Origin of the sequence: Pseudomonas arsenicoxydans, assembly GCF_006438915.1 — a bacterium.
Classification (GTDB): Bacteria; Pseudomonadota; Gammaproteobacteria; order Pseudomonadales; family Pseudomonadaceae; genus Aquipseudomonas; species Aquipseudomonas arsenicoxydans_A.
Window position 1 is genome coordinate 175,994 of sequence record NZ_RCZE01000002.1, and the last position, 19,330, is coordinate 195,323.

Genomic DNA, 19,330 nt, shown 5'->3' on the forward strand with positions numbered 1-19,330 from the left:
TCGACAGGAACGGGATGTCTTGCATGAACCGAAGCGGCTGCCGTCATGTGCCAACATCATGAAAGGAATCCATGATGACTTCAGAACCGATCAAACCCCCGTCCTCCAGCGTCGGGACCGCGAACAATGTATTGCTGATTGTCGATGCCGAATCGCTACTCTCACGCTATCCGCAACCCAGCCTCAAACCGCAACTGCCGACGGTGATTGAGGACGGTTTTATCCTTGTCATTGGCGGACACAAAAGTAACATTAATGACAGCAATATGACGTTGAACGCAGATAACGGGACAGCGTTCCATATCCGTGGAAGAACCGTCAGCTTGCTCGCCGAACACAGCGTGGTGTTTTACGAGATGTCCGTGGGCGATGCCGGCGTACTGTCAGCGCCCAGATTGGTGGTCCATAGCAACCTGACGGTACCTGCGCCAGACCCGGAAAATCCGACCGAGCCGGGTACCCACCAGGCTGACGATCATTATTGGGAATGCACGCAAATATCCTCCGGGGTGGAGGCGTGTGAGCTAAACTTTATGCTGATCAGTACAAGCTGCGAGGCGTTGGGTTACTTCAGTTGGGCGGTTGACGTGAAGCTGAAGTAGCAAACAACAGCCACAAAAAACCGACCGCATGGGCTTATGCCGGATAAAGCACAAGCGATAAGAAACCTGTGGCGAGGGAGCTTGCTCCCTCGCCACAAGATATGCATCATCCTTAACCAGCATTGGCTGTATGGGCCAAGCTTTTCTGGTTTACGGCAATCGATGCTAGGCGTAATACCCAACTGTCTTCTTCAAATGATCCGAATACTCGTAGATATCGTCTATCGAATTTATCGCGTGTCGGGTTTCATTCTTCTCTTCGTCAAAAATGCCGATGTACTTCTGTGAACGATTGAAGTGCAGCCGGCAGATTGGTTTACGGTTGTTGTCGTCGAGCAGAATACCGAAGTAACTCTGAGTGTCGCGCTGAACAATCCGCTTTGCATCGACCACAGACCGGACCACGGCACGAACGATGTGATAACCCTCCAGTTCTTCCAATGTCGTCAGGACTTTGTCCTCTGACTCGTCCCGCACATCCGGTTGCTCAGCCCCACTGGACGAAACTGGCAAAGAGGCCAACGCAGGTTGTATGGCGCCGCTCATTGCGGACTTGAGCCTTTCGTTGATTTGGTCATTGAGAAATTGCACGACCGCTTTTCTAGTCAGTTCATGAAACTGCTCGCGGACCTTTTGAGTAATTACACCGTCGTAGACGCGCGAAGCGAACACTTTGACGAAGTCGTCATCGGGTTTGCTGACTTGAGCCGCAATGACCTTTTTGATTTGGCTGACATACTTCAACTCACCGGCGGCGCTGATGATCGAATCCACATCGAAAGCTGATTTGGTGAGTTTTACCAATTCCGGGACGGAATACTCATCGATGTCCAGCAGGTCGAGTTCAAGGAACGGCTTCTCATCCATCTTGTTGGGCGCGTCCAGGTCAGTGAAAAATTTATAGACCTGACCGTTGGTAAGGATGGAGATCCGAGCACTGGTGACATGGAAATAACGAAACAACTGAGACGCGTGATTGATGTGGAGAGGCTCGCCTATTTTTTTGCACTCGATAAGGATCTGAACTTCTCCACCCTTCATGATTGCGTAATCAATTTTTTCTCCTTTTTTCGTGCCGATATCGCAAACGAATTCGGGAGTCACTTCAGTCGGATCGAAGACATCGTAGCCCAGCACTGTGCTGATAAAGGGCATGACAAAAGCGTTTTTGGTCGCTTCCTCCGTCTGAATTGCAGCGCTCTGCAAACGAACTTTGGCGGCTAGACTTGCTAACTTTTCGAAGAATTCCATGAGTGACCTCTTAGCTGGTTTCGATCCGTGTGCTTGCATGCTGGCAAATTGACTGCCCTTGATACTAGACACAAACCACCACAAAGAAAGATTCCGATCAGGATTTGCGAAATACAGAGTTTTCTTACATCCGAAGCCAGTGCAATACGGGTTTCAATGAATACGAAAAACCCGAAAGAATTTTCATCCTGCCCGCGCTGTCACACATTCAGGCGCATCCCAATAAGGAACACGGCAATGAAATTCGCAAAAATCTCGCAGAAACTCGCCCTGTGGGCCGGCAGTCCCATGACGTTTATGGGCGCACTGACTCTTATAGTTTTGTGGGCCCTGAGCGGGCCGATTTTTGGTTTCAACGACACCTGGCAACTGGTCATCAATACCTCAACCACGATCATCACGTTCCTGATGGTGTTCCTGATCCAGAACACGCAGAACCGCGACACCGACATCCTGCATTTGAAAATCGATGAGTTGCTGCGGGTGAACAAAGAGGCGCAGAACGCGATGCTGGGGCTGGAATTGCTGGACCTCAAGCAACTGGAGGCGCTGCGCAGGCACTATCGGGCCATGGGCGAAAAAGATGTGCATGACCTGGCGGGGCTGGCGACGACGAGCCAGCGCAAACAGGGTTTGAACAAGTGCTGAACACAATCAAAACGGCGCGTGATGTGAATCACGCGCCGTTTGCTTTAGACGTCGTAAAAAACCGGGTTATAGACCGGCCTGCAACGCCCTGGCCATTTGCAGATGGTTTTGCAGTTTGGGCAGGGTTTCTTCAGCGAACGCTTTAATTTGCGGGATGTCCGTGGTTTGCGCTTCTTGCTGAAGTTGCTCGATGGCTTCCTGAGTGGTTTTCACCTGACTGGCGGCGTAGGCCTGATCAAAGGTTGCACCGTCCATCGCTTGCGGCATCAAGGCTTTTGCCTTGTCGACCACCTCTTCGCGCGGGGCCACCGGCAGATCCAGTTGTTTGGCAATTTTTGCCAGATGCTGGTTGGCGGTGGTGCGGTCGTTGATGACGACGATGGTGTAGTCCTTGACCTCTTTGGATTCGGTTTTCTGGTGCGCCAGGCGACTGGCTTCGATGTCGGCCATGCCTTGGGCCGAGGCATCGTTGATGAATTCGGCGGGGGACTGGGCAAAGGCACTGCTGGCGCACAATCCCAGCAGCGTGGCAAAACCTGCATGACGTATTCGGGTGGCCATCCGGCTCATGGTCGCGCCCTCCTTCTGAAAAAATTCAAGCGGGAGCTTGCGCCCCCGCCTCTCGATCAAAACCACCTTCAATCACTACTTGGACTTCTGAGGACCTTTGCGGCCCATTTCGGGTTTCGTAGAGTCTTTATCAACAGTCGTTGTGGTGGTTTTCCCACCTTTGCGACCGGCTTCAGACGCCTTCGTTCGATCGTTGGCGAAGTTTCCCGAGTTCGAGTTTCTTGAGTTAGGCATGATTCTCTACCTCTTGGTAAATGATCCAGGCGAGCAACAGCTCGCATAAATTCAGAATGAACGAACCCCAAAAGGTTTAGAAAACCTGAAAACGCCGCGACGAACGGCGGCGAGATTTCAGATTTCGAGTCGTAGATGATGCTGGCGTTTGGCAGCGTACATGGCCTCGTCGGCATGCCTGAACAACTGCTTTTCTTCGGTGCCATGCTCGGGGTAATGAGCGACGCCGATACTGGTGTGGATGTTCAGGTTATGCCCGTCCAGACGCAGCGGCTGAGCCAGGACCTGAAGGATTTTTTCCGCCACGCTGTCAGCGTCTTCCAGGCCGTGGATGCTGTGCAACAACACCACAAACTCGTCCCCGCCGATACGCGCCACGGTGTCGGTTTCACGCACGCACCCCTTGATCCGATTGGCCACCGCTTGCAACAGCATGTCGCCCACCGCATGACCGTGGGTGTCGTTGACGTCCTTGAAGCGGTCGAGGTCGACGTACAGCAACGCCATGCGCCCGCCATCGGCCCGAGCCAGCGCCAGTGAGGCCTTGAGACGATCACGCAGCAGCTCGCGATTAGGCAGTTGAGTCAGCTGGTCGTACTGCGCCATTCGCTGCAATCGGGCATGCAATTGCTTGCGCTCGATAGCGGTCGCGACCTGGGCGCAGACGTATTGCAACAGCTCCTTGTCCCGCTCGGTGTAGCGCTCGCCACCTGGAACGCTTTTGACGATGAGCGCGCCAATGGTGCCGTTTTGCGAGTTCAGGGGCACGCCCAGCCAGCAGGGTGAATTCGGGCCCTCGACCAACATTTCAAAGCCTGCGGGCGAAAGGCCCTGGTCCGGGGTCAGCAAAATTGGCAAACCGCTGCGGATCACTTCCGCACACAGGCGCCCGGTGATGGTGCCTGGCTGCTCGGGTTGCAGTTCGTCGTCGTTGACGTGATAGGGAAAATTCAACTGCGCGCAGTGTTCGTCATACAGCGCCACGGAGAAATTCAGCGCGGGCAGCCATTCGCCGATGATCAAGTGGATGTGTTTGAACAGCGCCAGCAAATCTTCAGCCGCGTGGGCCGCCTCGGAAATCGCATACAACGCCGCTTGCCGGGACTCGGCCTGCTTGCGTTCGGTGATGTCCCGGGCCACGGCAATGCGCAACTGATCGACTTCCGACCAGCGCGCCGACCAGAGGATGTGCACCACCTGACCGTCCTTGCGCAGGTAGCGGTTTTCGAAATTGAGTTTGGGCTCGCCGCCCATGATTTCACGCGCGGCGTCGAGGGTGCGCTGGCGGTCGCCGGGATGCACCATGTCGATCATCGGCTGGCCGATCAGTTCGTCGACGGTGTAGCCGAAAATGCGCTCACAGGCCGCGCTGACAAAAACGAAGCGACCTTGTTTATCGACCGCACAAACGGCGTCCAGCAACAGGTCGATGTAGCTCGCCAACGGCGCGGAATTTCTGGATGCCATGGTGTCCTGCTTATGGCCTCAAGCCTTATTCGTGACCAGCCCCGGCAACGCATGCGCCAGGGCATTAATGGCAAAACCGATAAACATGACCCCGCACAAACGGGTGATCGCCAGTTCATGGCGCTGATACAAGTTGCGAACCTGCCGCGCACCGACGATTCCGATGAGAATAGCGTAGGCGATCAGGCCACCAACGAAGCTCAGGACAATCAGCCACGGCAGCATCGACCAGTGCAGCAACTCCGCGCGGCTCGACAGCAGCGCCGTGAACGTAGCCACCGCCACCGGGTAAGCCTTGGGATTGGTCAGGCCGAACAGAATGCCGTGCCAGAACGGTTGGCGAGCCGTGCCTTGAGGTGCCTCGGCACTGCTGCGTTTCGCCCGCACGGCACGCAAACCGAGCCAGAACAAATACAACCCGCTGAACACGCCCAAGACATCGAAGGCTGTGCTGCCGATTTCCCGCGCGCCGACAATCGCAATCAATGCGGTGCTGCACCAGACCACATCGCCCAGCAGATGCCCGCACAAGAACCCCGCCCCAGCCCGCCTACCGCGCGCCGCACCAATGCCGAACACCGCCAACACACCCGGTCCCGGCGTGATGCCGTAGATAAAGCCCGAGGCGAGAACAGCCATTAGCAGCGATGGGGTCATCAGGAAATCCTATTGAACTGTCTGGTGAATGGGCGCCAGTCTATCTCAGGTCCTTGCGCGCGGACTTACTGATCGTCGAAGAACTTCATTCCGGCATAGGGCCGCTGCCGACAGGCCGCCAGCCGTGACGCCAGATCGCCAACATGGGCTTCAAGCTTGTGGCCGTCCGGGTCGAGGAAATAGAACGATGCGCCTTCGCTGCGGTTGTCGCGCCATTCCTGAACGTTGGCGGATCGCAGGCGCTCGACGAACGTGGCGAAATCTGCTGCGTCCAGGCTGAAGGCGTAGTGGGTGTAGTCGGCGGTGGGTTCGGATTTGCGCAGAGGGTCGAGGGAAAGGCACAACCAGAGTCCGGGGAGCGAGAGGTAGGCGCCGGTGTCCCACGTCGCTTCGAGGCGCAGTTGCAGGCGTTTTTGGTAGAACGCCACGCTGCGATTCAGGTCTGTGACGGCGAGGGTGAGGTGGTTGAGGCCGGTTAGCAATTTCGTTACCTCGCGGGTATGTTCTGAATGTCAGTATCTGGAGCGCAACACCAATGGAAAAGGCCAAACCCAAAAAATCTTAGCGAAACGCCATCGCCAGGACCGGCCCGCGCGCACTCGGCGCACGAGGCCCTGATGATCGACGACATTCAGCGAGCCCTGAGTGAAGCGGACAATGGTGATTTCGCTAGCCCAAAAGAACTGAAAGCAGTAGTTGGCAAATGGGTAACTGATATCAGCTGATAAAGGAATCTCAAAATCGTATTGCTCGTCTCGACCACAATACTCAGCGTGCAGGAACATCACGATTAACCGCGCGCTATTGCGTCCTCAATCCGCCCATTCAACCAATTCAACGCCTGATCCCCTCCCCGCCGTTTGTGCCACACCAACACGAACGTAAACGACGGGATATGAAACGGTGGCGGGACGACGATCAGCGACTGCTGATCGATGTTGAGCAAACCTCGCGAAGCCACCGTCAAAATCAAATCCGTACCACTGATGAACTCTGGCGCAACGCTCCAGTGCGGCAGGCTGACGGCCACTCGGCGGCGCTCTCGCAACGCGGTCAGGGCCCGTTCGATTTCCGGGGTGCCGCTGCCGCGCATTTCCAGCAGGACATGCGGGCGGGCGAGGTAGGTTGGCAGGTCGAGGGTGCCGTTGGCGGGCAGGCTGTTGCGGTCGATCAGGCAGGCGTAGTGCTCTTCGAACAACGGGGTGCTGCGCAGGTCGTTCGGCATTTCCGGGAATACTCCCGCCGCCACGTCGATGTCACCGTTGAGCACGCCATCGAGCATGCCTTCGCGGCTGGCGTGGGAGACTTGGAGGTCGATCCCCGGCGCTTCCCGGCGCAAGGTTCGAATCAGCCCTGGCAAGACAATAGCGGCGCCGTAGTCCGACATCGCCAGGCGAAAGGTGCGCTTGGCGGTGGCCGGATCGAACGCGTTTGGTGCCAGCAGCGATTGCACCTGGGCCAGCGCTTCGGCCAGTGGTGCCATTAACTCCAGCGCTCGCGGCGTGGCGACCAGCCCCGCGCCCGCGCGCACCAGCAATGGATCGCCGAGCATGTCGCGCAACCGAGCCAGGGCGTGGCTGACCGCGGGCTGACTGAGGTGCAGGCGCTCGGCGGCGCGAGTCACGTGCTGCTCGCTAAGCAAGGCGTCGAGGATCACCAGCAGGTTGAGGTCGATGCGCCGTAGATCATTCATCTGATGCATGTTCTGGATAGCAATTTGGAATTTAAATCTGCGCGACGAATACTCTAGAGTCCAGCAAAACCTGTTGGAGATTGATCATGAGTACATTGCACTGGGCCGGGGTATTGCTACTGGCCGTGATTGCAGGGGCGGTGGTGCCTTTTCAGAGCGCGATCAATGCCAACCTCACGCGCGGTCTGGGGCATCCGTTGTGGGCGACGCTGGCGTCGTTGCTGGTGAGTATTGTGGTGCTGTTGCCGGTTATGTTGGCGCTGAGATTGCCGTTGCCATCGATGGGGTTTATCAGCAAGGCGCCCCTGTGGATGTGGGCCGGTGGGGCGTTTGGGGTGTGTTTTGTTGCGTTGGCGTTGATGCTGGTACCGAAGCTTGGGGCATCGGGGTTTATTGCGCTGGCGTTGGCGGGGCAAGTGGTGGCGTCACTGGTGCTGGATCACTTCGGGTTGTTTGGGTTGGTGGAGCGGCACATGACCTTGCCGCGGGTGTTGGGGGCGGTGTTGTTGGTGGCGGGGGTGGCGTTGATTCAGTTTGGGGCTTTGCCCGCAAAGGGCTTAGTGGCGGCGGATTGATGTGTCATATGGAAGATATTCAGTGCATGTCATTCCGTCTTCGCGAGCAAGCCCGCTCCCACATTTGATCTCCAGGGTGCACTGTATTTGTGTACGACTTCGATCAAATGTGGGAGCGGGCTTGCTCGCGAAAGCGGCCTATCCAACGACGCAGATTTTAGAACTTGTCGAGCGTACGCAGCTTCTGCGGCAACCCCCACATCAGCAGCGCAACGGCGATCAGCGCGCAGACACCGATCACATACAGCGCCGGTGTGGTACTGCCGGTCAGGTCCTTGATCCGCCCCACCATCACCGGGCTGACGATCCCGCCAAACTGGCCCAGGGTGTTGATCACCGCAATCCCGCCCGCCGCCCCTGCGCCGGCACCGGCCAGGAGTTTTGGCGGCAGGGTCCAGAAGCTCGGGATCGACGCGATGATCCCGGCGCCAAGCAAGCCCAGCGCAACAATCAGGAAGGTCGTGTGATCAGCGAAGATCCCGGCGCAGAAGAACCCTACCGCGCCCACCGCCACCAAGCCGGCGACAAACTTGCGCCGCTCACCGGTCGAGTCGGACAAGCGCCCGATCACCACCATGCTGATCGCGCCGCAAATGTAAGGAATGGCGGTGAGCAAACCGATCATCACCGGGCTTTCGGTGCCGGCACTGCGGATCAGTTGCGGGGCCCAGAAATTCAAGCCGTAGGACGCCACTTGAATCAGGAAGTAGATCAGCCCCAGTGTCAGGAATCCCGGAATGCGCAGCGCCGCGAGCAACGAGCCACCACTTTTGTGCGGTTCATGAATAGCAATGCGGCTAGCCAGCAGAGTCTTCTCGGAAGCGGTCAGCCAATGGGCGTCTTCAATGCGGTCCTTGAGCAAGGTCAGCACCAGCAAACCGAGGCCGATGCACGGCACGCCGCCCAGCAGGAACAACCAGTGCCAGCCGCGCATGTCGAGGAAACCGTCGAGGTGTTGCAGCACCAGCCCGGAGAAAGGCGCGCCGACCAGACCGGCAAACGCCGACGACAGAAACAGCATCGAGGTGATCCGGCCGCGAAAGTGCTGCGGAAACCACAGCGTCAGGTAATACAACACGCCCGGTGCAAAACCGGCTTCCATCGCACCGATCACAAAGCGCAGCGCATAGAACTGCCATTCGCTATTGACGAAGACCATGGCCGCAGTGGCGAGCCCCCAGGACATCATGATCCGGGCGATCCAGCGCCGCGCGCCGACCTTGTACAGCATCATGTTGCTCGGCACTTCGAACAGCACGTAGCCAACCACAAACAGCCCGGCGCCGAGGCCGTAGGCGGTGTCACTCAGGCTCAGGTCGGTCTGTAGCTGGAACTTGGCGAAACTGATGTTGATACGGTCGAAAAACGCGAACAGGTAGCAAACCATGATCAGCGGCATCACGCGCCAGGCGACCTTGCTGACCAGGGCTTTTTCTTCGTCGTGGCTAACGGACGGGCTCGCGCCCGCCTCCAATACATTGAGGCTCATGGTGGTTCTCCAGGCGGACTTCCCGTGGGTGTCCGATTGTTTTTGTTGTCTGGTTGAGTGGGACTGTAGAGGAGCTTTACTGTGGGAGCGGGCTTGCTCGCGAAGGCGGTGTGTCAGTCGACAACAATGCTGAATGTCAGACCGCATTCGCGAGCAAGCCCGCTCCCACATGGGGATTTTGGGTGGGTCAGGAAGGCGTCGGATGCAGGTCGCAATTGCGGCCGGCCTTGGCCAGTTGACCCGGCACTTCGTGGCCCAGCAGCGCGGGCAACCCTCGGGACAATCGCAGCAGCAGCGGCAGGTCGATGCCGGTGTGAATGCCGATTTCATCGCACAGGTTGACCAAGTCTTCGGTACAGATATTGCCCGAGGCACCCGGCGCAAACGGGCAACCGCCAAGCCCGCCGAGCGCGGCATCAAAGCGTCGGGCACCGGCCTCATAAGCGGCCAGCACGTTGCACAAGCCGAGGCCGCGGGTGTTGTGGAAATGCAGGGTCAAATCCGCGGGCGAAACCCGTTGCAACACCCGTCGTACCAACCTGTCGACCTGTCGCGGATTGGCCATGCCAGTGGTATCGGCCAGGGTAATGCCTTGAATCCCGAGTTCTTGATAGGCCTCAACGATTTGCAGCACGCGATCCTCATCAATCCTGCCTTCGAACGGGCAACCAAACGTGGTGGCGATGCTGCCGTTGAGCCGCACCTGCGTGCCGCCGGCGTAGTGCACGATCTCGCCGAACGCGGCCAGCGAGTCTTCGCAGCGCATGCGCATGTTCGCCAGGTTATGGGTCTGGCTGGCGGACATTACCAGGTTCAGCTCATCGGCCCGCGTCGCCAACGCCCGTTGCGCGCCCTTGAGGTTGGGGATCAACGCGACGTAGATCACCCCCGGTTGGCGGGTGATGCCCTTGAACACCGACTCGCCATCGCGCAACGCCGGAATAGCCTTGGGCGAGACAAACGAACCGGCCTCGATACGGCTGAACCCGGCCAGCGACAATTGATCGATCAGGGCAATCTTGTCGACGGTTTCAACCCACGTCGGCTCGATCTGCAAACCGTCGCGCGGCGAGACTTCCTGAACGATCAGGGTCTGGGAAAAATCAGTGATCATTGCACCACCCCTTCAGTTTTCAGGCGTTCGATATCAGCGTCCGTCAGGCCCAGCCCGGCGAGAATCCCGTCGGTGTGCTGGCCCAGACTCGGCCCCGACCAGTTCACGCCACCCGGGGTTTCCGAGAGTTTCGGCACGATGCCCGGCATTTTCACTGTTGCGCCGCCCGGCAGGTCGGCGCTGAGCAACATCTCCCGCGCCTGATAATGCGGGTCGGCGACGATGTCGGCCACCGAATAGATGCGCCCGGCGGGGACTTCTGCGGCTTCCAGCGCCGACAGCACAGCGTCGATCGGCAGGCTGCTAGTCCAGTGGGTAATCGCGGCGTCGAGCACATTGCTTTTCAAGGCACGGCCGTCGTTATGCGCAAATTCCGGCGCATCCGCCAGATCGCGCCGGCCGATGACCTCCATCAAGCGCTTGTAGATCGGGTCGCTGTTGCCGGCGATCACCACGTAAGCGCCATCGGCCGTCAGATAGGTATTGGACGGGGCGATGCCCGGCAAGGCACCGCCGCTGCGCTCACGGACATGGCCGAGCATGTCGTATTCCGGCACCAGGCTTTCCATGACGTTGAATACGCTTTCGGCCAGTGATACATCGACCACTTGCCCGCCGCCCTGCCCGGTCTTGACCCGCAGCAACGACATCAAGGCACCGATCACTGCGTGCAGCGAGGCGAGGGAGTCGCCGAGGCTGACGCCCACCCGCGCTGGCGGTGAGCCGGGGGTGCCGGTGGTGTAGCGAATCCCGCCCATGGCCTCGCCGATGGCGCCGAATCCCGGGCGATCTCGGTAGGGGCCGGTCTGGCCGTAACCGGAAATCCGTACCAGCGTCAGGTTGGGATTGAGGGCGTGCAACACGTCCCAGCCCAACCCGAGTTTTTCCAGGGCGCCGGGGCGCAGGTTTTCGATCAGCACGTCGGCGCTGGTCGCCAGTTGCTTGACCAGTTCGATGCCTTCGGGGGATTTGAGATTGAGTGCCAGGGACTTCTTATTGCGCGATTGCAGGTACCACCACAACGACGTGCCTTCGTGCAGCTTGCGCCATTTGCGCAGGGGATCGCCCTGGCCCATGGCTTCGATCTTGATCACGTCGGCGCCGAACTCGGCGAGCATGCGCGCGGCGAAGGGGGCGGCGATCAACGTGCCGATCTCGATCACTTTGATTGCACTTAACGGGGCAGTCATCGCGGATACCTCTTGTTCTTGGAATAGGCGCCAAGGCTAGAGGAGCCGGGGTTAAGGAATCCAACCTTCAGTTGGCAACGGGCGTTCGTGAAACGCGAACGCTCCCGGGATTGCCACGACCTGAGGACCGCCTTCGCGAGCAAGCCCGCTCCCACATTTAACCGAGTTCCTCCATGAGAATGCGGTTGAATGTGGGAGCGGGCTTGCTCGCGAAGGGGCCGGCACAGCCACTAAAGAAACATCAGACCACCCCACGCAACTGCTCAAACAACATCCGGCTCACCGGCGACAACCCCGCCTCATCCCGCACCACAATGATCAACGCCCGATCCGACCACTCATCCGTCAACGGCACCGCATGCAGCCCCAACGCCCGGCCAAATAATTCATAAGCCTTCTGCGGCAAAATCCCGATGCCCATGTTGGCCTGGACCATCCGGCACATCGCATCAAAACCCGGCACATGAATGCGCAGCCGCAACACTTTGCCCGCCTGACGCGCCGCCGCATGGGTGCGCATGTTGATCGAACTGGCTGAATGCAGCCCCACGTAATCGCTGTCCAGCGTGTCCGCAAACGCCAGGCTCGAACGGCGGGCCAACGGATGATCGGGCAGCATCAACACCATCAACTTGTCCTGACGGTACAGCACGCTGTGCAAACCCTTGATGTCGCTGTCGATGGAGCAAATGCCCAAGTCCGCCACCCCATCCAGCACCCCCTGGATCACCCCGCTGCTGGGGCGTTCTTCGAGGTCAGTCTTGACCTGCGGATGGCGCTCGGAAAAGTCCCGCAAGTCCTCGGGCAAAAACTGAATGATCGCCGACAGGTTGGCGAGCATCCGCACATAACCGCGAATGCCGTGGCTGTGCTCACCCAGCTCCAGGCCCATTTTCTCAACGTTGAACAGCATCTGTCGGGCATGGTGCAGCAGCGTTTCACCTGCCGGTGTCGGGGTCATGCCTTTGGCCTGGCGCACGAACAGACTGATCCCCAGTGCCTCTTCCAGTTCCATCAAGCGTTTGCTGGCCGCCGACACTGCAATCGCTTCACGAGTAGCCGCGCGGGTCAGCGTGCCTTCTTCGTGGACGGCGACGAACAATTGGAGGGTGATCAGGTCGAGACGGCGGATCAGGCTTTTTTGCAGCATGGAGGGCTCGATGACTTCAGTTCGGCTGAGTCGGCAGGATAGCCCGGTTTTGGCCCACAACCTCACACGCCATCGCCCTACACGTAAATCTCTTGTAACACTCAACCGAACAGGAAACGGCCGATTCAGCGCCCACGCCGCACGCTGTAAAGTCTGGAAACACACGGACAGTTTCATCACTCAAGGACAGACACGTCACATGGACCAGACAACAAACGCCGCCAACACCTTCACCAACTATCGAAAACTGATCTCGCTGGCCGATCACGACTGGGAAACCGCGGAAGCCGGAAAGGTCGCGGGACTGAATGTCGACATCAGAAGCAGCAACCGCATGGTTGACCAGCACGGACGCGCCTTTCATCACTTCTGCACCACTTCCTATCTAGGCCTGGATCACCATCCCGACCTGCTCGACGGCGCCATGACCACCTTGTGGGAAACCGGCACCCTGCGCATCGCCAACTCGAAAAACCGCTGCAAACTGGCGATCCTCGATCAGTACGAAACCGAGCTGTCAGCGTTGTTCGGCGCCACGTGCCTGAGCACCTTGTCGTGCAGCGCGGCGAGTGCCGGCATCCTGCCGCTGCTGGCCAGCGGCGTGTTCACCGAAAACCGGCCGCCGGTGATGGTATTCGACCGCTTGGCGCACTATTCGATGAGTCACCTCAAAGCCGCCTGCGCCGACGAAACCAGGGTCGTGACCAGCCCGCACAACGACATGGATTTTCTGGAAACGCAGTGCCAGCAACATACCAGGGTCGCGTATGTGGCCGACGGCGCGTACAGCATGGGCGGGGTCGCCGACCTGGACAGCCTGATGTACCTGAAGGACCGCTATGGCCTGTTTCTTTACCTCGACGACTCCCACGCGTTGTCCGCTGTTGGCACTTTCGGTGCGGGCCTCGTGCGCCCCAGGTTGCAGTCCCTGGCGGATGACGCCTTGATTGTCGCCTCATTGGCCAAGTCATTTGGCGCCAGCGGCGGGCTGGTGATGCTGGGCAATGAACGGCAGAAAAAGCTCATTCAACGCTACGGCGGCCCCAGCAACTGGTCGCAAAGCCTGAACAGCGCGTCCATCGGTGCGGGTAGAGCGTCCATCCAGCTGCATCACACGCCTGCATTTACTGCGTTACAGGAAAAACTTCAGGTTAATATCCGCCTCTTCGACAGCCTGATTCGAACCGCACAATACGGCAGCAACATGGCGATTCGCTTGATCCACTGCGGTGAAGCGAGGCTGGCCAACCGCATTGCAATCGAGTTATCCAACCTCGGCTTCTTTACCTGGGCCGTGTTTTTCCCCGTGGTTGCACAAGGCAAGGCCGCCATCAGAATCACGCTGCGCGCCGACATGGAGCCGACGCTGATTCGACATTTTTGTGAACTCGTCACCGAGCTTTTGCGCACATGCACCGGGGACGCCCGCTAGACATCCAGGGATGATTCCATGAAGAGCAGCACCACCCTCCTCGTCACCTGCAGCACGGTTTTTCTCGCGCAGTTAGGCATGAGCATTTACCTGCCGGCGCTGCCGGAGATGGCTCGGCATCTGTCTGCCGACGCTTCGCAGGTGTCCTGGGGACTGGCGGTGTATCTGATCGGTATGGCGCTGCCGATGTTGTTCTGGGGCAGCCTCGGCCAGCGCATCGGCCGCAAACCGGTGCTGCTCGCGGCGCTAAGCATTTATGGCTTGGCCAACCTTTCACTGCCGCTGGGCCAGACGCTTGAAGCGTTTCTGTTTTTTCGGCTACTTCAAGGCATTGGTGCCAGCGGGATTTCAGTCATGGCACGGGTGTTGATCCGCGACAGTTTCCGCGGTGACCTTCTGGCCAAGGCGTTGTCGTGGATTTCGATTTCGTTCGTGATTGCGCTGGGCATCGGCCAGTACCTGGGGTCGGTGATCCAGGTGGCGCTGGGCTGGTCGGCGATTTTCTATCTGCTGGGTGGCACGAGCCTGTTGATGGCGACAGTCGTGGCACGGGTTTCTTTCGCGGTGCTGACCGAGGACAACATTCAGTCGTCTGCGTGGCCCAGTTACTGGCGCATTCTGCGCGATCGTGCCTTCTTGCTGCCGGCCCTCACAGGTGGCCTCGGTTATGGGGTGATCATCGCCTTCAACACCGCCGCACCGCTGATTCTGCAAGGCCCGTTCAACTGGTCGGCCGTGGAATACGGCTTGCTGGGCTGGCCGATCAGCGCGGCGTATTTTCTGGGGGCGCTGGGGGTCAATGCCTTGGTACTGCGCACCGGACAGCGCCGTCTGATGACGGCGGGCGTCGCTTTAGTGCTGACAGGGAGTGCGGTGATGTTGCTGGGCAGCATCGTCGGCACCGCCATCGCGCTGCTGTTCTGGCTGCCCTATTGCGTGGCGGTGTTCGGGCAGTCGTTGACGTACCCGATCAGCCTGTCGCTGGCCAACGACGGTTCACCGGTTGGCGGAGCTTATGCGATGGCGTTGAGCGGCTTCATCCACCAATTGATGGCTGCCGTTATCGGCGGTATCGCCAGCCTGATCGCCAGTCAGCAGGCATGGCCGTTGTCGTTGCTCTGCACCTTGCTGGCGTTGGGCGCGATGCTGTGTGTCATGCTCGCGCCCGCTCGCAAAACGGCCTAAAAGGCGTTACGGAAAATCTCCTCGATCTGGCGCTGATCCGCCGCCCGCGGATTGGTAAAACCGCAGGCGTCTTTCAGCGCATTGGTGGCAAGCATGGGGACGTCGTTGAGTCTGGCGCCGAGCTCACGCAATCCGGCAGGGATGTCCACATCACTGGACAGTCGACGGATCGCCGCAATAGCCGCTTGAGCTCCCTCTTCAGGGCTGAGGCCACGAATATCGGCGCCCATCGCATGAGCCACGTCGGTCAGGCGCGGGGCGCAAACCTGAGCGTTGAAGCTTTGAACGTGGGGCAGCAGTACCGCGTTGCAGACGCCATGAGGCAAATCGTAGAACCCGCCCAATTGGTGAGCCATGGCGTGAACATAACCCAGGGACGCGTTATTGAACGCCATGCCAGCCAGGAATTGCGCGTAGGCCATGTTTTCCCGCGCAGCCATGTCACTGCCGTCGCGCACGGCCAGCCGCAGGTTGTTGCTGATCAACGTGATCGCCTTCAGTGCGCAGGCATCTGTGATCGGGTTAGCGGCCGTGGAGACGTACGCTTCGATGGCGTGGGTCAATGCGTCCATGCCGGTGGCTGCCGTCAGCCCATGAGGCATGGCGACCATCAGCGCCGGGTCGTTGACCGACAGCAGCGGCGTGACGTTGCGATCGACAATGGCCATTTTCACGTGGCGCGATTCGTCGGTGATGATGCAAAAACGTGTCATTTCGCTGGCGGTGCCGGCGGTGGTGTTGATCGCGATCAGCGGCAGCTGTGGTTTGCTCGATTGATCGACACCTTCATAATCGCGGATCTGCCCGCCATTGGTCGCACATAACGCGATGCCCTTGGCGCAGTCGTGGGGCGAACCACCCCCGAGAGACACCACAAAATCGCAGCGACTTTCCTTCAACAAGCCCAGGCCGAGCTCGACGTTGGCCATGTTCGGGTTGGGTTTGGCGCCGTCGAAGATCACCGAGTCGATGTCCTGCATCGCCAGTTTTCCCGAAATCATTTTCGCTACGCCGGCTTTGGCCAGCCCAACATCGGTGACAATCAGCGCTTTACGAAAGCCGTACTTGCCAATGGCGTCCATGGCTTCGTCGAGGCAACCCGTACCCATGATGTTCACGGCGGGAATGAAAAACGTGCTGCTCATGAGCGATTCTCCTGGCTGGGCCGAATCGGCGACGCCGATCCAGCGGGACGCCCACAGCATCGACCCTTCGCTCACGCCGTAACTTGATCTGGCTCAAGTCATGGTCGTGATAAAGTCGCCGCCCATCAGACCTTTTGCTTTGAGACTTTGACCGCAATGACCGATTTCCAGGATGTTGATGCCCAACTTGAAGACTGGAACGCCTTGCGCGCCACCGCCTCGTTCAGCGGCCTGCTGGTCGGCAACGGCGCCAGCCGGGCGGTGTGGGACGATTTTGGTTACGACTCGCTGTTCGAGAATGCGCGCACCGTCGAAGAAAAACCGCTGAGCCAGTCCGAGCTAAGTGTGTTCGAGGCGATGCAGACGCGCAGTTTCGAACAGGTGCTGAGCGCGCTGAAAACCACCAGCCGCGTGAACAAGGCGTTGGCCGTCAGCTCCGCCGCACCGCGCAATCGCTACTACGCGATCAAGGAAGCGCTGATCAACACCGTGCACGCGGTGCATATTCCGTGGCGGCTGGTGGTGCCTTCGACGCTGGCGACCATCCGTTCGGAACTGGGCAACTATCGGACGGTGTTTACCACCAACTATGACTTGCTCAACTACTGGTCGATTCAGCATCAGCCGGACGCGATCACCGACCTGTTCCAGGGCGCCGAGCCGGGCTTTGACTTGAGTGCCACGGCGACCGATAAAACCCGTTTGCTGTACCTGCACGGTGGTTTGCACCTGGTGCGCAATCAGGACGGCACGGCGCGCAAGCTGATGTCGACCGAGGGCACGCTGCTCGGCAGTTTCGCGATCAACAACACGATCAAGACCCTGGATGACGTGCCGCTGTTCGTGAACGAAGGGCCGGCGCAGGACAAGCTCAAGACCATTCGCAGCTCGGATTACCTGTCGTTTTGTTATGACCAGTTGTTGGGGCATGGCGATGGGTTGTGCGTCTTTGGTCATGCGCTGGGTGAGCAGGACAGCCATATCGTTCACGCGTTGCGCCAGGCGAAACCGTCGGTGGTGGCGATCTCGATTAATCCACGCAGCAAGGCGTTTATCCAGCATCAGAAGCGGCATTACTCGAAGGTGTTCGAGGGGACGGGATCAGAGCTGCGGTTTTTTGATTCGAAGACGCATGCGTTGGGGAATCCGAAGCTTACGGTTCCCGTTGAGGTTTAGCTGCGAGGCGGCTGACGCCTTCGTGAGCAAGCTCGCTCCCACATTCAATCGCGTTCCTTCGGATCAAACGCGGTCAAATGTGGGAGCGGGCTTGCTCGCGAAAGCGGTTTGACATTCAACATCATCGTTGAATATTAAGCCGCCTTCGCGAGCAAGCCCGCTCCCACATTTGGTTGTCGGCGCTAGTTAGAGCACCGGCAAGGTCTTGTCCTTGATCACCGTGGTCGGCCCGTTGGCTTTCACACTGGCGATGCCCTTTTCCATCGCGGAAGCGGAGGAGTAAGACTCGCTGCCGCCGATAATCTCGTGGTTACCGGCCTTGAGGTTGAAGTAAGGATGGCCATCCTTGGTGGTCTTTTTCTCGTAGTGTTCATCCAGCGGGCTGTTGGATTGAACCGATGCAATGCCTTTGTCGGCAGCAGCGCGGGTGGTGTACAGCTCGCTGGTCAGAATGGTTTCGGCGTTGGCGGCCTTGAGGACAAACCTGAACTGGCCACTGCTGCTTTTGCTCACTTCGTACCATCCGGACATGCTCTTTCTCCTTGGCGATTGAGAGGTTTCGCGCTTCAGAGTAAAGACCAGCCTGCTGATTCTGTCGCCTGTAGCGGCCCCTTCGCGAGCAAGCCCGCTCCCACACTTGACCGAGTCGCTCATGAGAATGCGATTAAATGTGGGAGCGGGCTTGCTCGCGAATGAGTCGACGCGGTATTCGCTACTTAGCCACCGCCCGAACCACCGACAACTCCGGCGCAGCCACCCGCCGCTGACTCAGATACCGCATACAGCTCACCCGCAAAAACGACGCGAAATTCACCACTTCCCCCCGGTAGTCCATCACCTCTTCATACAGCTTGGCGATCAGCTGGTTGGTGGTCATGCCATCGACTTCGGCGATTTCGCTGAGGATGTCCCAGAACTGATTCTCCAGCCGCAGGGTGGTGACCACCCCGCAGATGCGCAGCGAGCGGGAGCGCGATTCGTAGAGGATCGGATCGGCTTTGACGTAAAGCTCGCACATGGACAGGTCCCTCGTTACAGCGTGATTTTGGTGCCCAGCAACCCGAGGAAACCGGCGAGCCAGTTCGGGTGCGCCGGCCATGCCGGGGCAGTGGCCAGATTGCCTTGAACATGGCCCTGCGTCACCGGGATGTCGATGAACGTACCGCCGGCCAGTCGCACTTCCGGTGCACAGGCCGGGTAAGCGCTGCACTCGCGGCCTTCCAGAACGCCAGCCGCTGCCAGCAATTGCGCGCCATGACACACGGCGGCAATCGGCTTGCCAGCCTTGTCGAAGGCGCGAACCAGGTCCAGGACTTTTTCGTTCAGGCGCAGGTATTCCGGCGCACGGCCGCCGGGGATCAGCAGCGCGTCGTAGTCAGACTCAGCGACTTTGGCGAAGTCGAAGTTCAGGGCGAACAGGTGGCCGGGTTTTTCGCTGTAGGTCTGGTCGCCTTCGAAATCGTGGATCGCCGTACGCACAGTCTGGCCAGCGGTTTTGTCCGGGCACACGGCGTGGACGGTGTGACCGACCATCAGCAGCGCCTGGAACGGCACCATCACTTCATAGTCTTCGACGTAATCGCCGACCAGCATCAGGATTTTCTTGGCAGCCATGGAGAGGACTCCTTTGGGGGAACATTGGCAGGAGTATTCAAGGTAGTCCTTATCCTGAGGGTCGGGTAATAACCAGCTACTACCGCGTTATCGTTCTTCGCGAGCAAGCCCGCTCCCACATTCAACCGCGTTCCTCCA

21 protein-coding genes are annotated in these 19,330 nt (G+C 59.0%); 6 read left to right on the forward strand and 15 right to left on the reverse strand.

The window, feature by feature from the left end:
* The first annotated feature begins 74 nt into the window (after positions 1–74).
* Positions 75–602, forward strand: coding sequence for an AidA/PixA family protein (locus tag EAH78_RS04275; RefSeq protein ID WP_140666073.1), 528 nt, complete (start codon positions 75–77; stop codon positions 600–602).
* Positions 603–767: 165 nt separating this feature from the next.
* Here EAH78_RS04275 and EAH78_RS04280 read toward each other — a convergent pair whose 3' ends face one another.
* Positions 768–1,853, reverse strand: coding sequence for a type I restriction endonuclease (locus tag EAH78_RS04280; RefSeq protein ID WP_140666075.1), 1,086 nt, complete (start codon positions 1,851–1,853; stop codon positions 768–770).
* Between the two features lie 237 nt (positions 1,854–2,090).
* Here EAH78_RS04280 and EAH78_RS04285 point away from each other — a divergent pair, with 237 nt between their 5' ends.
* Positions 2,091–2,501 carry a low affinity iron permease family protein gene (locus tag EAH78_RS04285; protein WP_140666077.1) on the forward strand — a complete coding sequence of 137 codons (411 nt, stop codon included), beginning with the start codon at positions 2,091–2,093 and terminating at the stop codon, positions 2,499–2,501.
* Positions 2,502–2,567: 66 nt separating this feature from the next.
* Here EAH78_RS04285 and EAH78_RS04290 read toward each other — a convergent pair whose 3' ends face one another.
* From EAH78_RS04290 to EAH78_RS04315, 6 genes are all read right to left on the reverse strand, one after another.
* Positions 2,568–3,071, reverse strand: coding sequence for a DUF4142 domain-containing protein (locus EAH78_RS04290; RefSeq protein ID WP_140666079.1), 504 nt, complete (start codon positions 3,069–3,071; stop codon positions 2,568–2,570).
* 75 nt (positions 3,072–3,146) lie between these two features.
* On the reverse strand, positions 3,147–3,305 hold the full coding sequence (locus tag EAH78_RS04295) for a KGG domain-containing protein (RefSeq protein ID WP_081744010.1): 159 nt from the start codon (positions 3,303–3,305) through the stop codon (positions 3,147–3,149).
* A gap of 117 nt (positions 3,306–3,422) precedes the next feature.
* On the reverse strand, positions 3,423–4,772 hold the full coding sequence (locus EAH78_RS04300; RefSeq protein WP_140666081.1) for a diguanylate cyclase domain-containing protein: 1,350 nt from the start codon (positions 4,770–4,772) through the stop codon (positions 3,423–3,425).
* A gap of 18 nt (positions 4,773–4,790) precedes the next feature.
* Complete coding sequence (locus EAH78_RS04305; protein ID WP_140666083.1) at positions 4,791–5,429, reverse strand: LysE family translocator; 639 nt, start codon at positions 5,427–5,429, stop codon at positions 4,791–4,793.
* 65 nt (positions 5,430–5,494) lie between these two features.
* A complete protein-coding gene (fos, locus tag EAH78_RS04310; protein ID WP_140666085.1) occupies positions 5,495–5,911 on the reverse strand; it encodes a fosfomycin resistance glutathione transferase in 417 nt (138 codons plus the stop codon).
* A gap of 308 nt (positions 5,912–6,219) precedes the next feature.
* On the reverse strand, positions 6,220–7,131 hold the full coding sequence (locus tag EAH78_RS04315) for a LysR family transcriptional regulator (RefSeq protein WP_140666087.1): 912 nt from the start codon (positions 7,129–7,131) through the stop codon (positions 6,220–6,222).
* Between the two features lie 77 nt (positions 7,132–7,208).
* Between EAH78_RS04315 and EAH78_RS04320 the strand changes: the two genes are divergently transcribed.
* The gene (locus EAH78_RS04320) at positions 7,209–7,697 is read left to right on the forward strand and encodes a DMT family transporter (RefSeq protein ID WP_140666089.1); all 489 of its coding nucleotides are present in this window, start codon (positions 7,209–7,211) and stop codon (positions 7,695–7,697) included.
* A gap of 157 nt (positions 7,698–7,854) precedes the next feature.
* On the opposite strand, the gene EAH78_RS04325 is transcribed toward EAH78_RS04320, so the two are convergent.
* From EAH78_RS04325 to EAH78_RS04345, 4 genes are all read right to left on the reverse strand, one after another.
* Positions 7,855–9,186, reverse strand: coding sequence for an MFS transporter (locus EAH78_RS04325; protein ID WP_140666091.1), 1,332 nt, complete (start codon positions 9,184–9,186; stop codon positions 7,855–7,857).
* A 187-nt stretch (positions 9,187–9,373) separates the two neighbouring features.
* Complete coding sequence (locus tag EAH78_RS04335) at positions 9,374–10,300, reverse strand: hydroxymethylglutaryl-CoA lyase (RefSeq protein ID WP_140666093.1); 927 nt, start codon at positions 10,298–10,300, stop codon at positions 9,374–9,376.
* On the reverse strand, positions 10,297–11,490 hold the full coding sequence (locus EAH78_RS04340) for a CaiB/BaiF CoA transferase family protein (RefSeq protein WP_140666095.1): 1,194 nt from the start codon (positions 11,488–11,490) through the stop codon (positions 10,297–10,299). Before EAH78_RS04340 ends, EAH78_RS04335 begins: the two co-directional genes overlap by 4 nt.
* Positions 11,491–11,731: 241 nt before the next feature.
* The gene (locus EAH78_RS04345) at positions 11,732–12,640 is read right to left on the reverse strand and encodes a LysR family transcriptional regulator (protein ID WP_140666097.1); all 909 of its coding nucleotides are present in this window, start codon (positions 12,638–12,640) and stop codon (positions 11,732–11,734) included.
* Between the two features lie 199 nt (positions 12,641–12,839).
* Between EAH78_RS04345 and EAH78_RS04350 the strand changes: the two genes are divergently transcribed.
* Together EAH78_RS04350 and EAH78_RS04355 are read left to right on the forward strand one after the other, a co-directional pair.
* Positions 12,840–14,072, forward strand: coding sequence for an aminotransferase class I/II-fold pyridoxal phosphate-dependent enzyme (locus EAH78_RS04350; RefSeq protein ID WP_140666099.1), 1,233 nt, complete (start codon positions 12,840–12,842; stop codon positions 14,070–14,072).
* A gap of 18 nt (positions 14,073–14,090) precedes the next feature.
* Complete coding sequence (locus EAH78_RS04355; protein ID WP_140666101.1) at positions 14,091–15,257, forward strand: MFS transporter; 1,167 nt, start codon at positions 14,091–14,093, stop codon at positions 15,255–15,257.
* On the opposite strand, the gene yiaY is transcribed toward EAH78_RS04355, so the two are convergent.
* Complete coding sequence (gene yiaY / locus EAH78_RS04360; RefSeq protein WP_140666103.1) at positions 15,254–16,402, reverse strand: L-threonine dehydrogenase; 1,149 nt, start codon at positions 16,400–16,402, stop codon at positions 15,254–15,256. The two genes, EAH78_RS04355 and yiaY, sit on opposite strands and share 4 nt — an antisense overlap.
* A 156-nt stretch (positions 16,403–16,558) precedes the next feature.
* On the opposite strand from yiaY, the gene EAH78_RS04365 reads away from it, so the two are divergent.
* Positions 16,559–17,578 (forward strand): DUF4917 family protein, encoded by a 1,020-nt coding sequence (locus EAH78_RS04365; RefSeq protein ID WP_140666105.1) that lies wholly within the window; start codon positions 16,559–16,561, stop codon positions 17,576–17,578.
* A 186-nt stretch (positions 17,579–17,764) separates the two neighbouring features.
* On the opposite strand, the gene EAH78_RS04370 is transcribed toward EAH78_RS04365, so the two are convergent.
* The 3 genes from EAH78_RS04370 to EAH78_RS04380 form a co-directional block, all read right to left on the reverse strand.
* Complete coding sequence (locus EAH78_RS04370; protein WP_140666107.1) at positions 17,765–18,109, reverse strand: YegP family protein; 345 nt, start codon at positions 18,107–18,109, stop codon at positions 17,765–17,767.
* Positions 18,110–18,290: 181 nt separating this feature from the next.
* Positions 18,291–18,596, reverse strand: a complete 306-nt coding sequence (locus EAH78_RS04375; protein ID WP_140666109.1) for a ribbon-helix-helix domain-containing protein — start codon at positions 18,594–18,596, stop codon at positions 18,291–18,293.
* 14 nt (positions 18,597–18,610) lie between these two features.
* Complete coding sequence (locus EAH78_RS04380) at positions 18,611–19,192, reverse strand: DJ-1/PfpI family protein (RefSeq protein ID WP_140666112.1); 582 nt, start codon at positions 19,190–19,192, stop codon at positions 18,611–18,613.
* Positions 19,193–19,330: the final 138 nt, after the last annotated feature.

Excerpts from the sequence above, each read along its gene's own strand:
- EAH78_RS04275 (WP_140666073.1), top strand. The coding sequence starts at position 75 with ATGACTTCAGAACCGATCAAACCCCCGTCCTCCAGCGTCGGGACCGCG.
- EAH78_RS04280 (WP_140666075.1), bottom strand. The coding sequence starts at position 1,853 with ATGGAATTCTTCGAAAAGTTAGCAAGTCTAGCCGCCAAAGTTCGTTTG.
- EAH78_RS04285 (WP_140666077.1), top strand. The coding sequence starts at position 2,091 with ATGAAATTCGCAAAAATCTCGCAGAAACTCGCCCTGTGGGCCGGCAGT.
- EAH78_RS04290 (WP_140666079.1), bottom strand. The coding sequence starts at position 3,071 with ATGAGCCGGATGGCCACCCGAATACGTCATGCAGGTTTTGCCACGCTG.
- EAH78_RS04295 (WP_081744010.1), bottom strand. The coding sequence starts at position 3,305 with ATGCCTAACTCAAGAAACTCGAACTCGGGAAACTTCGCCAACGATCGA.
- EAH78_RS04300 (WP_140666081.1), bottom strand. The coding sequence starts at position 4,772 with ATGGCATCCAGAAATTCCGCGCCGTTGGCGAGCTACATCGACCTGTTG.
- EAH78_RS04305 (WP_140666083.1), bottom strand. The coding sequence starts at position 5,429 with ATGACCCCATCGCTGCTAATGGCTGTTCTCGCCTCGGGCTTTATCTAC.
- EAH78_RS04315 (WP_140666087.1), bottom strand. The coding sequence starts at position 7,131 with ATGCATCAGATGAATGATCTACGGCGCATCGACCTCAACCTGCTGGTG.
- EAH78_RS04320 (WP_140666089.1), top strand. The coding sequence starts at position 7,209 with ATGAGTACATTGCACTGGGCCGGGGTATTGCTACTGGCCGTGATTGCA.
- EAH78_RS04325 (WP_140666091.1), bottom strand. The coding sequence starts at position 9,186 with ATGAGCCTCAATGTATTGGAGGCGGGCGCGAGCCCGTCCGTTAGCCAC.
- EAH78_RS04335 (WP_140666093.1), bottom strand. The coding sequence starts at position 10,300 with ATGATCACTGATTTTTCCCAGACCCTGATCGTTCAGGAAGTCTCGCCG.
- EAH78_RS04340 (WP_140666095.1), bottom strand. The coding sequence starts at position 11,490 with ATGACTGCCCCGTTAAGTGCAATCAAAGTGATCGAGATCGGCACGTTG.
- EAH78_RS04345 (WP_140666097.1), bottom strand. The coding sequence starts at position 12,640 with ATGCTGCAAAAAAGCCTGATCCGCCGTCTCGACCTGATCACCCTCCAA.
- EAH78_RS04350 (WP_140666099.1), top strand. The coding sequence starts at position 12,840 with ATGGACCAGACAACAAACGCCGCCAACACCTTCACCAACTATCGAAAA.
- EAH78_RS04355 (WP_140666101.1), top strand. The coding sequence starts at position 14,091 with ATGAAGAGCAGCACCACCCTCCTCGTCACCTGCAGCACGGTTTTTCTC.
- yiaY (WP_140666103.1), bottom strand. The coding sequence starts at position 16,402 with ATGAGCAGCACGTTTTTCATTCCCGCCGTGAACATCATGGGTACGGGT.
- EAH78_RS04365 (WP_140666105.1), top strand. The coding sequence starts at position 16,559 with ATGACCGATTTCCAGGATGTTGATGCCCAACTTGAAGACTGGAACGCC.
- EAH78_RS04370 (WP_140666107.1), bottom strand. The coding sequence starts at position 18,109 with ATGTCCGGATGGTACGAAGTGAGCAAAAGCAGCAGTGGCCAGTTCAGG.
- EAH78_RS04375 (WP_140666109.1), bottom strand. The coding sequence starts at position 18,596 with ATGTGCGAGCTTTACGTCAAAGCCGATCCGATCCTCTACGAATCGCGC.
- EAH78_RS04380 (WP_140666112.1), bottom strand. The coding sequence starts at position 19,192 with ATGGCTGCCAAGAAAATCCTGATGCTGGTCGGCGATTACGTCGAAGAC.